The sequence below is a fragment of the Streptomyces sp. NPDC044061 genome, assembly GCF_056434305.1.
The window spans coordinates 31,833-44,062 of the sequence record NZ_JBWKFL010000038.1 but is presented as its reverse complement, the minus strand read 5'-3'; the positions used below and the strand labels follow the sequence as shown (position 1 = coordinate 44,062).

10 protein-coding genes are annotated in these 12,230 nt (G+C 67.6%); 5 read left to right on the top strand and 5 right to left on the bottom strand.

Going from position 1 to position 12,230, the window contains the following annotated elements:
• The first annotated feature begins 291 nt into the window (after positions 1–291).
• Positions 292–534 (top strand): hypothetical protein, encoded by a 243-nt coding sequence (locus AC07CM_RS39885; protein WP_478881428.1) that lies wholly within the window; start codon positions 292–294, stop codon positions 532–534.
• A 180-nt stretch (positions 535–714) separates the two neighbouring features.
• Here the strand turns inward: AC07CM_RS39885 and AC07CM_RS39880 are convergent, their stop codons facing one another.
• Positions 715–1,860, bottom strand: coding sequence for a right-handed parallel beta-helix repeat-containing protein (locus AC07CM_RS39880; RefSeq protein ID WP_478881427.1), 1,146 nt, complete (start codon positions 1,858–1,860; stop codon positions 715–717).
• A 952-nt stretch (positions 1,861–2,812) separates the two neighbouring features.
• Here AC07CM_RS39880 and AC07CM_RS39875 point away from each other — a divergent pair.
• Entirely contained in the window at positions 2,813–3,730 is a 918-nt protein-coding gene (locus AC07CM_RS39875) for an NADP-dependent oxidoreductase (RefSeq protein ID WP_478881458.1), read from the top strand.
• Positions 3,731–4,883: 1,153 nt separating this feature from the next.
• On the top strand, positions 4,884–6,338 hold the full coding sequence (locus AC07CM_RS39870) for a glycosyltransferase family 2 protein (protein ID WP_478881426.1): 1,455 nt from the start codon (positions 4,884–4,886) through the stop codon (positions 6,336–6,338).
• Here AC07CM_RS39870 and AC07CM_RS39865 read toward each other — a convergent pair.
• The 4 genes from AC07CM_RS39865 to AC07CM_RS39850 form a co-directional block, all read right to left on the bottom strand.
• Positions 6,328–7,485 carry a glycoside hydrolase family 5 protein gene (locus AC07CM_RS39865; protein ID WP_478881425.1) on the bottom strand — a complete coding sequence of 386 codons (1,158 nt, stop codon included), beginning with the start codon at positions 7,483–7,485 and terminating at the stop codon, positions 6,328–6,330. The two genes, AC07CM_RS39870 and AC07CM_RS39865, sit on opposite strands and share 11 nt — an antisense overlap.
• Before the next feature lie 193 nt (positions 7,486–7,678).
• Positions 7,679–8,086, bottom strand: a complete 408-nt coding sequence (locus AC07CM_RS39860) for a transposase (protein ID WP_478881457.1) — start codon at positions 8,084–8,086, stop codon at positions 7,679–7,681.
• 8 nt (positions 8,087–8,094) lie between these two features.
• Positions 8,095–8,520, bottom strand: coding sequence for an IS5 family transposase (locus AC07CM_RS39855; protein WP_478881424.1), 426 nt, complete (start codon positions 8,518–8,520; stop codon positions 8,095–8,097).
• Positions 8,521–8,613: 93 nt separating this feature from the next.
• Positions 8,614–9,354 (bottom strand): class I SAM-dependent methyltransferase, encoded by a 741-nt coding sequence (locus AC07CM_RS39850; RefSeq protein ID WP_478881423.1) that lies wholly within the window; start codon positions 9,352–9,354, stop codon positions 8,614–8,616.
• Between the two features lie 513 nt (positions 9,355–9,867).
• Here AC07CM_RS39850 and AC07CM_RS39845 point away from each other — a divergent pair.
• Together AC07CM_RS39845 and AC07CM_RS39840 are read left to right on the top strand one after the other, a co-directional pair.
• The gene (locus tag AC07CM_RS39845; RefSeq protein WP_478881456.1) at positions 9,868–11,004 is read left to right on the top strand and encodes a hypothetical protein; all 1,137 of its coding nucleotides are present in this window, start codon (positions 9,868–9,870) and stop codon (positions 11,002–11,004) included.
• Positions 11,001–12,230: hypothetical protein (locus AC07CM_RS39840; protein ID WP_478881422.1), on the top strand; the 1,230-nt coding region annotated here is incomplete at its 3' end. The genes AC07CM_RS39845 and AC07CM_RS39840, both read left to right, overlap by 4 nt.

The window sequence follows — 12,230 nt, the reverse complement described above, 5'->3', positions numbered from 1 at the left end:
GTGTGCGGTGCAGCTTAGACACCTCCACCACACCGGAGGTCTTCGCCATGATCAAGACCCGGCCCTGTTAACAACGCTCGTGATCAATACACCTAGTGGGCCCGGAGGTCGACGGGCTGCTGCTGGCCCTGCCCTTGTCCGACCCCGAACGCCCCTATTCGTCGGTCGATTTCGCGAGCGTCCGCCGTGAGGTACTGGGCGCGGGCAGGAACGTCAACCGGATGGTGGTTCCTGGACTGCTGCTACAGCGGGCAGGCCCTTACCAGCGGCAGGGGCGGTGCGGGCGGCGCGGTGGCGATGGCGGAGCAGGCACGCATCTCGGGTACGTACCTGCTCACCGCCTGTGCCGCCAACCGGCAGGCCCTGTCGCCTCCCGGCGAGGTTCACACCGCCTTCACCGGTGAGCGGATCCGGGCGCTCGAACAGGGCCTGCCCGGTGCCGGAGCGCTGATCGGACCCTTCATGATCGCACTGGCGCCACCATCGGACTTGCGGGTCGATCCAGCTCGTAGACGCATCTGGATCGAATCGTAGCTCGTTCAGGAACAATCGATCCGTCCTCACTCCTCACGCCTTATAGCGATGTTGTACCGGCAGTGTGGATTCCGGGCCGGGCCGCCCCAATGTGCCGACATCTAGACCAGTTGATGTCAGACGTGGATGTCAGCGATGCCTCAACCGGCGCGCCTGCGGGGGGATCTGGTTGTCGAACGACTACCCCTTACAGCCCGGGATCGGAGCCGGGGCACAGTTGTTCGGGTGGTTGCGGCGCACTTTGGAATCGCGCAGTGTTGCGGCGCCCAGACTGTAGATACCGCCTCCATCGTTATAGGCGGTGTTCTGCTCAACCGTGGAACTACGCAATGTCAGGTTGCCGGGGCTGTCATTGTAGATTCCTCCGCCGTTTCGCCCTGCGATGTTACGGCTCACCGTGGACTCATTCAGCGTCGTAGTGCCGCGGTTGAAGATGCCGGCGCCATCGGTCCCTGCTGTGTTGTCGAGGACTCGGGAGCGGTACAGCGTAGCTGTTGTACCGGGCGTAATAAGGATGGCTCCGGAGTCTGTCTCTGAGGAGTTCTTACTTACCGTCGAATTGTCCAGCGTCAAGTTGGTGGGGACAGAGGTGTCGATGCCACCAACTTCACCAGAACTGTTGTCGCTTACCGTGGAGTAGTGCAGCGTCAGCGTCGTATGGGGGCCGTTTTCGAAGCCGCCGCCGATTTCGGTCGCGCTGTTGTTGCTAACCGTGGAACGGTTCAAGGTCACAGTGCTGCTGTTTTCGTTGTCGAAGCCGCCTCCGAAGCCGAAGGTGCCAGGAGCCGTGTTGTTGCGCACCGTCGAATCGTTCAACGTCATGGTGGCGTGATCATTTCCGATGCCGCCCCCGCCGCCGAAAGCGCCGGTGACGGTGTTGTTGCGCACTGTGGAGTGGATCAGCGTCACTGTGCCGCCGTCGTTGAAGATGCCGCCACCACGGGTTGTGGCTCTGCCGTGGATGATCGTCAGGCTGTTGAGACTGACTCGGAAGGCTCCGGTGATTGTCACGGTGGTGCCTGTGTCATGGCCGTCGAGGACGGCGCCTTCGAGCCCGACCAAGGTCAGGTTCTTGTCGATGGTGAAGTTGCCGAAGCAGACGCCTTTCACCCGCAGTGTCGCGCCTGAGGGGGCGTTGGCGATCGCGGGCTGCAGGGCGTTGGGGTCGCCGTTGCAATTCACCACGGTGTGATCGTGGGCGGCCGCGGCCGGTCCTGCCTGAACCAGGCAGACCGTCCCCGCAGTCATCGCGGCTGCCGCGCCCGTCCTCCACCGAAGGCGCACGCCTCTAGTTGTTCGCGTAAACATCGCGTCCTCCTGCGTCATTGCGGACGGGATTGGTACCCGTGGCCGTCTTGCTCTTTTGTCATGGGAGGTTGCCTGAAAGCATCCCGGCGCAGCGGCAGGCTTACCGGACGGGGCTATCACACCCCTCGGACGGGTGTGATCAGTGACCGGCGCGGACCATAAGCGACAGCGCCGGTGGTCACGCGAGGCCCGCCATTGCGGCTCGCCTCGGTGGTGGGCGGGGGAGCGGCCCGGCCGGTAACTGCCTCCTGCTGCCGGATAGTGGGGATGTACTCAACCCCACCAGTGCGCGTGAGAGTCGGGGCCGTCGACCGCAGGCTCGGGCTCGCGGCCTTCGAGGATCGCTACCGAGTACGGGAGCTGCGCAGAGTTCGAGGAACTTCAAGCAGGAAGACGCCAGTGTTATAGCGCTGTCGAATCCGCAGGAAGCTGGCTATTCGACTCTTGGCATGATCTACGAAGGCACGTCATGGAAGCGTGGATCGGACTCGTACTTACCGCCGGTGGGGTGATCTGTGCAGCACTGCCTTACGCACACATCTGATCAACTGCCAGACCTGCCAAAGAGACACGCTCTAGCTGGCGAGCATGCATGACGACCGTCCAGGCCGCCGCCCGGCCTAGCTCAGGCCGACTCGCTGGCGTCCTCCTGGTGGCAGCAGGCGTGGTCCACGACCTTCAGATGGGCAGCCGTCTTGCTCCCCGCTGCGCAGCAGGGGCCGTTCGCGGTGGTCGGCGACCGTGATGTCGAGGTGGCCGGTGCTCTCTGTGTCGATGCCCTGTGGTCCGCGTTGCGCGGTTTGGGTCGGGCCGCGGGTGAGTCCAGGGTGTGGATGGTGTCGCTGTCGGTGGTGTTGTGGGGAATACGGATGCGCGTTTGATCTTTGAACAGGGTGGCACGGTCGGTGTCGGCCCTGTGGCTCGCGGCGTGCCGAGCCTTGTCCGGACGAGAGAGTGCGGTGATCACGCGATGCGGGCGGTGCGGTTTCACGAGTACGGCGGGATCGATGTGCTGCGGGTGGAGGAGGTTCAGCGGCCGGTGCCGGGTGCTGGGCAGGTGCTGGTCGAGGTCCGCGCGGCCGGGATCCAGCCCGGCGAGGCGCACATCCGCACGGGTGCGCTGCACGATCGCTGGCCGGCGGTGTTTCCCTCCGGGCAGGGCAGCGATCTGGCCGGTGTCGTGGTGGAGGCCGGCCCGCGCGTGCGGGGATTCGCGGTGGGTGATGAGGTGTTGGGCTTCACTCACAGGCGGGCCAGCCATGCGCAGTTCGTCGTGGTCGACGACGTGCATCTGGTCTTTCGTCCGGCGGGGTTGGCCTGGGACGTGGCCGGGGCGTTGTACGTGGCCGGCACGACCGCCTATGCCACCGTGTTCGGTGTGGATGCCGGCCCGGGCGACAGGGTCGTCGTCTCCGGTGCGGCGGGCGGCGTCGGGTCGCTTGCCGTGCAGCTCGCGCGGCGGCGCGGTGCCACGGTGATCGGGCTGGCGAGCGAGCGGAACCACGCGTGGTTGAAGGATCGCGGTGTTCACCCGGTCGAGTACGGGCCAGGTGTGGCCGAGCGGATCCGTCAGGCGTCCGGCGGCAGGGTCGATGCGTTCATCGACACCTTCGGTGACGGTTACGTGGCACTGGCAGTGGAGTTGGGTGTGCGGCCTGAGCGGATCAACACGATCCGCGACTGGCAGGCGGCGGCCGAGGTCGGCGCGCGGACCTATGGAGAAGGGGCGGCGGCGTCCGCGGTCGTGCTCGGCGAGCTGGCCCGGGTTGCCGCGTGCGGGCAGTTGGAGGTGCCGATCGCCCGCACCTACCCGCTGGAACAGGTGCGGGACGCTTTCCGCGAGCTGGAACAGCAGCACACCCACGGCAAGATCGTGCTCCGGCCCTGAGCCCGTGAGGGACAGCCTGGGCCGGCCGTCGGTGTAGGGGAGGCACTCTCGACCACGTCGGTGCGGGTCGCTCTGGTGGTGCTGTCGAGCCCGGCGGGAATGCGACTGCCGGGGTGTAGCGGGGGTTTGTGTTGCTGTCGGGCTGCCTGTGTGGTCAGTCAGGTGCTCTCTTGGGCGGCGGGACGGGGGAAGGGTCTGGCGGTAGCGGGCGGCTTTTGCCGGCAGGTTGGCCGCGCTGGGCAGGAGCCGGTTTGTCGGCGTCGGCGGATGCGGGGACGGACCGGTTCGCGCAGCTGGTGGCGAACGTGCTGGACGTACCGGTGACGCTGGTGGCGCTCGCCGAGGACGGCCGGTAGGTCTTTCCGGGCATGGCCGGGGTGGCGAGCCGTGGGCCAGCGGACCTTCGCCACCAAGCCCGACCTGGCCAAGGCCATGGTGCTGCGGGCGATCGCCTCGCCGCTGCCGGACGCCGGCCAGGGGGACGACTTGGCTCGCAGGCGGCGGATGTTGTCCAGGTGCCGGCGGCCGTGGCCGCACGCACCCGCCAGGACGAGAGGGACGGTCAATCCCGCATGCTCTACAAGCTGCATGTCTGGCGGATTACGACGAGGTCGATCGCCAACTTCGTCGCAGCCGGCCTCAACAGCCTCACCCGCATCTCAAGCGCAAGCTCAAGAAGATCCAATACCGCCCCGAGCTGATCGACGGCTGCCTCGCCGAGACCGGGCTGATCACGGACGTGCCGAAGATCGAGTAACCGGGTGACTACGAGTCCAACCTGAGTAGGCCCAGGGGCATTCCTGACGGTTTCCGACGGATTGTTGCCGCGGCCCAGACAGAGTCGGGCCGTCCGAGTGGATGTGGGGCTGCCCCCGGAGTTTCTTGAGGCGCTACCAGGGATCTTCTGTTGACCTTACCTGCGGTTGATCACACCACCTCGTAGAAGGGACACAGTATGAGCGTCGATTCTCCTGATCCCAGGGTGGGGGCGACCCGGTCGACAGAGATTTCTCAGGTGGTCGCCGGGTCTTCCCCATGCGTTCTCCCCGAGCCGCCGAACGACCACGAGAAGTACTCCTATGTCAGACGGCACCACTGGGTGATCGTGACCGCCTCGCTCATCAGCTTGAGCTGCCTCGTTCTCAGTCAGTCCATGCTGATCCTGTCGTCGGCGTGGTTGACCCTTCTGCTGCCGTTCCTGGGGTTCACCGTCGTCTACTACCTCACCTCACTGCGTGTGTCCGTGTTCACGGCCGACTTTGATCTGAAGGCCCACCACCGGCTCGTCCAGGACTGGAATCCGAGGGTGTACCCGACGGTCGCCGTATTCCTGCCAGTCTGCGGAGAACCCGTCGATGTTCTGCGGAACACCTGGACGCATGTTCGTCGGCTCATCAACCGATATCCAGGTGCGGCCACCGCCTACGTCCTCGACGATTCGGCCGACCCGGAACTCGTCGGCATGGCGGAGGAATTCGGCATCGTCTACCTGAGTCGGCCCAACCGCGGCTGGTTCAAGAAGTCCGGCAACCTGCACTACGGCCTGAACGTCACCGACGAGGAGTACATCCTCATTCTTGACGCCGATTTTGCACCCCGGGCCGATCTGCTGGAGGAGCTGCTGCCGTACATGGATCACGATCCCAAGATCGGGATCGTCCAGTCACCGCAGTACTTCCGCGTGGTCCGGCGACAGACATGGGTCGAGCGGGGTGCGGGTGCCGTCCAGGAGCTGTTCTACCGGGCCGTCCAGGTTTCCCGGCAGCGCTACGGCGGTGCCATCTGCGTGGGCAGCTGCGCCGTGTACCGGCGGGCGGCGCTCGAGGCCAACGGCGGCACCACTCTGATCGAACACTCGGAGGACGTGCACACGGGGTTCGATCTGCGGCGACTGGGCTGGGACCTGCGCTACGTACCCATCCCGCTCGCCACCGGCAACTGCCCTGACAGCGTGAGTGCGTTTTTCCACCAGCAATACCGGTGGTGCTCGGGTTCCATGAATCTGCTGAGCAGCAGGAAGTTCTGGAGCACCAAGCTCAGGCCCAGCACCCGGCTCTGCTATGTATCCGGCTTCCTCTACTACATCCACACGGCGCTGTTCACCTTTGCGGCACCGCTGCTGCCGATCGTCCTGTTGTTGTGCACGCCGGAGAAGCTCAAGCTCCAGTACACTCCGCTGATTCTTCCCAGCATCATCTACTCGGTGCTGATCTTCCCCTGGTGGCACAGGTCCCCGTATCGGCTCGAAGCCTGGGCCGTGCGCCTGATGTACGGATGGGCCCACGCGTTCGCCATCTGGGACGCTGTCTTCGGCACGTGCCAGCCCTGGCGGCCCACCGGCTCGCCAGTCGCGGGCCGGAAAGGGATCCGGCGTTTCTGGCTCGGTGTCTGGGTCTGGAACAGCGCTACGGCCGTCGTGTGGGTGGGCGCCGCGATCTGGCGCATGGTCACCCTGTACCCGCCGCACTTCGTCCTGGTGCTGGCCTCCGGCCTGTTCTACGCCGTGATCGTGGGCCGTGTCCTCGTGCCACCGAGGAGCAGCGGAGCGCCCTGTTCGGTCACGGCGCAGCAGAAGTCGATGCAGCCGGCGGAGAATCTCAAGATCTGATGCGTTGCCGGATCCAGGCGCCGCTCCGTGTGAGAGCCCCGCTGGAGGAGAACGTGCCGGCCTTGCAGGTGCCCTCCTTGAAGACCGCGAGTTCCTTGTTGTTGTCGGAGAAGCTCCAGTTCGTCCAGCCGATCCTCCTCCGCGCCATCAGGTCTACCCACCTCTGCGACCTGGGAAGGTCACTTCCGTAGCCCGTCCACGACGGGAGACCCCACTCAGTGACGAAAACCGGTAGTTTCGCTGAGGCACGGTCCAGGATTCCCATGGACCTCTCCCTCTGATCCGCTGCCCCGGCGTAGAAGTGGAAGGTGTACATGATGTTGCTGGCGTGCACCGGACTTTCGACCACCGTTCGCTCCATGGACTGCGAGGGAGCGCTGAAGGTGGAGAAGTCAGGTGTCGGGACGAGGATCACGCTGTCGGGAGCCTGAGAGCGGATCACCGGGATGATCTGTTCGGCGTACCTCTTGATGACCGACCAGCGCACCTGGTTGGGCTCGTTCGCGATCTCGTAGATCACATTTGACCGGTTCCTGTGCCGTTGTGCGATCTCCCGGAAGAACGTCTTGGCTTTGTCCAGGTCCGCGTGGGGATCGCCCGGATGGATCGTGTGCCAGTCGACGATGACATACATGCCCCGGGCGCTCGCCTGCTCGATCAGACGGTGGACCAGGTCGGTGAACTTCCTCGGGTTGCTCTCGTATCCGCCCTCTCGTACGTACGTCGCGATACGCAGAACGCCGGCCTTCCAGTCGTAGGCGAGGGTGTCCAGGGCGCGGCCGGTCAGACAATGGGCGTACCACTGGATTCCGTGCGAACTCATTCCCCGAAGCTGGACCGGCTGGCCGGATTCGGAACACAGAAACGTTCCGCAGACCCGTACCTTGCCGTACGCCTGGACGGGAGTCACAGTCTTGGCCCTGAGCTCCGGCCGGGTTTCCACCCCGCGTGCCTCGGTCGCAGACAGAAGACCGAGCGTGGCCGTCAGGGCCAGGGTGGCCTTGATGACCCCCCGGCGGCGGATGAATGATGCGGGCACCACTGCCCCCTTTTCTCTGAGACTGCATAGGAGAGCAAATGTGGCGCGCAGTAGCGCCGTGAGCGATGCGGCGCCAACGGGTTGGTCCGAGAGACGGAGGATATTCACACTTACGCACCATCGGCACCCCGGGCGCTTCACGGTGGTCGGTCCAGTGCACGGGCATGCTCGATGCCGTCTGGGGTGCCGGTTCTGTGACGGCCGGGCCGGTACGGCTCTTGCTGCTGCGGCCGCTCGGTACAGCGGCCCCGCCGGCTCAGCGGGCCGACAGGCCAAGGGGGCGCCGCTCATACGACGCACCTTAACGGCGCCACCTCTTCGCCCTGATGTGCACTCCCCAGTGCGTTGGTGGGTCACCAGCCGCTGCGACCGTCCGCATGCGTGCTGCGTGCCGCTGCTTGTAGTCGTCCTTGTCGAACTTCGGTGGACGCCCGCCGCGCGAGCCGCGCTTGAGCCGGTTGCGGACACGGTCCGCCGGGACCGGAATGGTGGCCTTGATCCCGCGTCTGCGCGGGTATGAGCGGTTGCGGCGGGAGTCGTACGCCTTGTCGGCCCGCACCCGGTCCGGGCGCCCTCGCGGCCTGCCCTGTCCAAGCCTGGGGACTCGGATCGCTTCCAGAACCGGCTCGAACTGCGGGGAGTCACCCCTGTGACCAGCCGTGATCACCACCGACAGTGGCTTCTGCCCCTGCTCGACGGCGAGGTGGATCTTGCTGGTCAGACCGCCCCGGGAGCGTCCGAGTCCGTGGTCGGCCGGCTCGAGGGCGACTCCGCCGGGCGGCTCCTTCTGGAGGTCCCCCTTTTCGCCGCCCCGGCGGCGTGCTGGTGGGCCCGGCAGACGGTCGAGTCGACGTTCACCTCCCAGGTGATCAGGCCCTTCGCGTCCGCTTCTGCCTGGAGCCGGGTGAGGATCCGGGCCCAGGTTCCGTCCCGCTGCCAGCGTCGGAACAGGTCATAGACCCTGTCCCACGGGCCATACCGATCGGGCACGTCCCGCCACGGGGCACCGGTCCGGGTCCGCCACCGTATGCCGTCTATCAGCTGCCGCCGCGTCCACACCTGCGGACGGCCCGGCTTGATGCCCTGCGGCAACAACGCCTCCAGCCGGGCCCACTGGCCGTTCGTCAGATCACCACGTCCCACGAGAGGTGATCATCAACGAACAAGATCCACTTTCGCAACAGACCTTAGGCCTGCCCGGCGAGGGGATGCCTGCACGTCTCGGCGCGGCGGAACTTACGGTTTGTGGGTTACCCAGAGCAGTTCCGCCGGCCAGCGGTGTGCCCAGTCGGGTGGATCGGTTTCGTTGTAGCCGTTGGGTGTTCCGAGTTCGGGCCGCGGCTCGATGAGGTCGTCGATGATGAGACCCGCGCCGCGCAGGACCTTGACCCAGTCGCCGTAGGTGAGCTGATAGCTGGTCGCGCCGTCGCCTTCGGCGATGGTGTTCAGCCCGAAGTAGTCCTGCTGCAGCGTCGTGGTCACGCGGCTGGCGGCTTCGTCGTAGCAAGCTTCGAACCATGGGCTGGCGACGTTGAACACCAGGCGCCCGCCTCGGCCCAAGACGCGTGCGGCCTGCGGGACGGCCAGGTGCGGGGGCGCCCAGCTGAGCCCACCGAAGTCGCAGAACACCAGGTCGAAGCTGTCGGCGGCGAAGGGGAGTTGTTCGGCGGCGCCTTGCACCAGCGGGTAGCGGGCCGCTCCCATCGCGCGGGCCGCTGCGGCGAGTTGGGCTTCGGAGAGGTCGAGCCCGACCACGGTGGCGCCCTCGGCGGCGAGCGCCCTGGACCACTGGCCGGCGCCGCAGCCGAGTTCGAGGACGCGCTTGCCGGTGACGTCGCCCAGGGCGTGCAGGTGGGCGTCGGGGATGGAGTACATGCCCCACAGCCGGGGTGTGGCGCCGATTTGCGGGTCGTGCTCGTGCTGGTAGGCGCTGCTGATCTGGTTCCAGAGCCGCCGGTTCGCGGGGATGCTGTCCACGTGCCGACTCCAGCACTGCCTGCCGGGGGCGGTCAACACGATTAGGGCACTGGCCGGCCCTCGCCTCGGTCCGGCCCGGGTTCGGCCGCAGCAACAGCACCCCGTCGATCACCTGCCGCTGATCCCGTCACGGCCGCTACGCCGATCAATACCAGGCAGCAACGGAGCTACCTGTGCCCACGCCGCATCCGTCAACCCACTCCGGCTCAGCACACGAACTACCAGACAGATGACGCCTGCCTGCGACCTTCAACGCTTCACGGCGTGTTACCCCCGGCGTCCCGGAGAGACCCCGTACGAGGGGCCGCGCCCACGGAACAACTGGGCGGCAAGACCACGGTGCAGCTGACTACAGGGGCCAGGATCACGGCGCGTACGACCACCCCAGCCGCGTTGCGCCCGCCGCGGACGACTACCTGCTGAACGGCAAGATCCCCATGGACGGGGCGGGCTGCTCCTGAGTGATGACGGGGAATACACTCCTACGCCGGAGGGGATCACGGGGTGAGTGAGATGGACGAGGCGCCCGCGGAGCCTGGTTGGCTGCGCCAGGCGCTGCCGCACAGCACGCGCGGCCGGTTGCTGCTGATATCCGCGCTGGTGCTCGTGCTTGCGGGTACCGGGCTCGGTACGTGGGCGGCGGACACGTGGCCGTGGCCGAAGGATCGCTACTGCTGGGGCGCCTGGGAAGAGGACAGCGGTCCGGACTTCCTCGGCGACGAGGCCTTCGGCGATGATGACGACGGGTCACGCACCGGCAGGGAGACGGCGCCTACCCGCGAGCGTCCGATCGGCAGCTGTGAGGTCGCCATCGCCAGCGACTACAAGAGCAGTTACGACGGCGACAAGGTCACCACCGACCAGAAGGTGTCCGTCGAGTACGGCCCGGTGCCCAAGGCCGCGGAGGCCCGGCTCGCGATGGTCCAGGACGGTTTCCTGGGAGGTGACATGGTCCCGCTCCCGGACGGCCTGCCGGGCACGGTGAACGGGCGCGGTGGCCTGCTGGTGCTCCCGAAGTCCTGCGATACGCGGGATGGCCGGCCGACCGTCGTCACCATGCACGCGTCCGGCACGTACGCCAACGGCCCCTCGTACACCCAGAACGATCCGGCCGACCTGGGCGGCGCCCGACAGGCGGCGGTGCTGCTCGTCGCGGCGGCCAACCGCGGGATGGCGGCGGCCGGTTGCGCGCCACACGAGCCGCTGCGGGTCAGCTCGCCGCTCTACGACCTACCGGGCACGACGGAGCGCGTCTTCAGCACCTCTGACGACGTCTGCGGCATCCGCGGCCTGCGCCTCGACATGGAGGACATCGAGGACCAGATCGGCGCGGTCACCCGCGACCTGCAGACGTGCAGTGTTCGTGGCGATCGCGACGGCGTGCCATACCTGGACCTGGCGATGGTCGCGCAGCCCCGGCTGGCCGCGGTGTTCGACGGCATCGCGGGCGAGCGGCCGGCGGCCCGTGGCTGGCGCGGCACGGGCACCCTCGGCGGGGAGCACGCGATGGTACGGGCCGACTGCGCGGGCCGGCCCGTCATCTTCTTGATGGGCGTCTCCGCCGACCCCGGCCACCTCGCCGTCTTCGCCAACGCGGCCGCGGCCCGCCTGGGCTGCGCCCCCATCGCCCCCAAGGGAGCCGGCCGGTGAGCAGCACTGCGGACGAGCCGAACCGATACGAGCAGCCCTTGCTCGCCGAGCGGGAACTGCTCAGCGAACGGCGCCTGCGCCGGTGGCACTGGCGCCGGCTGCTGCGCGGCCGGGTCCGGCCGCTGCTGGCCGCGGGTCTCGCCGGGATGCTGCTCGGCGCCGGCGGCATGGCCTGGCAGACGCAGGCTGGGCCGTTCGCGCCGGACGAGGTGTGCTGGGGCGCCCTGTCCCGCGCCGACCTCTCCGCAACGTTCCGCAAGCCGGAGGACGTCAAGGCGGTCGAGGCTCCCGTGCTGCACGGTGGGCGGTCCATGGACGGCCCCACCGGCAGTTGCCAGTTGACGAACAGCGACGGCGACGCATGGGCGCTCACCGCCCGGGTGCACCGGCTGGACGACCGCACTGGCGACGACGGCAAGTGGGCCGACGAGTTCCTCTCCGCCCGTCTCACCCCGCTCGGCGGCGGCCTGCTGGGCATGGCCTCGGACAACCGCGCCTGGCTCGCCGTCCCGGACGGCTGCCTGGGGCGCCCCGGCGACTTCGACGGGCCGACCGTCGTGGACATCGCCCAGGGCAGCTGGATCACCGACATGGAGCCGCGTACCAAGGAGCGGGACGGGATGGCCCGCATGGTCGTGAAGCTTGTCAACATGGTCAGCGCGGACCTGGGCTGCACCGGCACGATCGCCGATCCGGTCGAACGCCTGCCGAAGGCCGCCCGCTACACCCGCACAGAGAAGCCCGACGCGCTCTGCGGCATCAAGGGGCTGGCCCTGGGCAAGAAGCGCCAGCCGCACCAGTACCCCATGATTACCGACGGACTCGGCCCGGTGCGCACCTGCGACCGGGACATCACCGGCTCACAGCCGAAGCAGCGCCTGATGACCGTCGAGGACCCGAGGTTGGCCGGGATCTTCACAAGAATGGCGCTATACGAGGGCGACCGGGTGCGCTCCACCGCCGGCTCCGGCGGACTCGGCCCCAACCTCGGCGTCTTCCGGGTCCGTTGCCAGGCGGGCGAGACGGTATTCGTCGTACAGGCCAAGGGGGACGGGGCGAGCGAGGACCTGCGCACCCTCTTCCCCCGCTACGTCGAGGCCGAGGCCGCCCGCCTCGGTTGCGGCCCGCTGAAGCTGAAACTGCCGCGGGGGGGGGGGGGGGGGGGGGGGGGGCGGGGGAGGGGGGGGGGGGGGGGGGGGCGGGGGAGGGGGGGGGGGGGGGGAGGG

Coding starts and splice junctions, on each gene's coding strand:
- AC07CM_RS39875 (WP_478881458.1), top strand. CDS start 2,813: ATGCGGGCGGTGCGGTTTCACGAGTACGGCGGGATCGATGTGCTGCGG.
- AC07CM_RS39870 (WP_478881426.1), top strand. CDS start 4,884: ATGCTGATCCTGTCGTCGGCGTGGTTGACCCTTCTGCTGCCGTTCCTG.
- AC07CM_RS39845 (WP_478881456.1), top strand. CDS start 9,868: ATGGACGAGGCGCCCGCGGAGCCTGGTTGGCTGCGCCAGGCGCTGCCG.
- AC07CM_RS39880 (WP_478881427.1), bottom strand. CDS start 1,860: ATGACGCAGGAGGACGCGATGTTTACGCGAACAACTAGAGGCGTGCGC.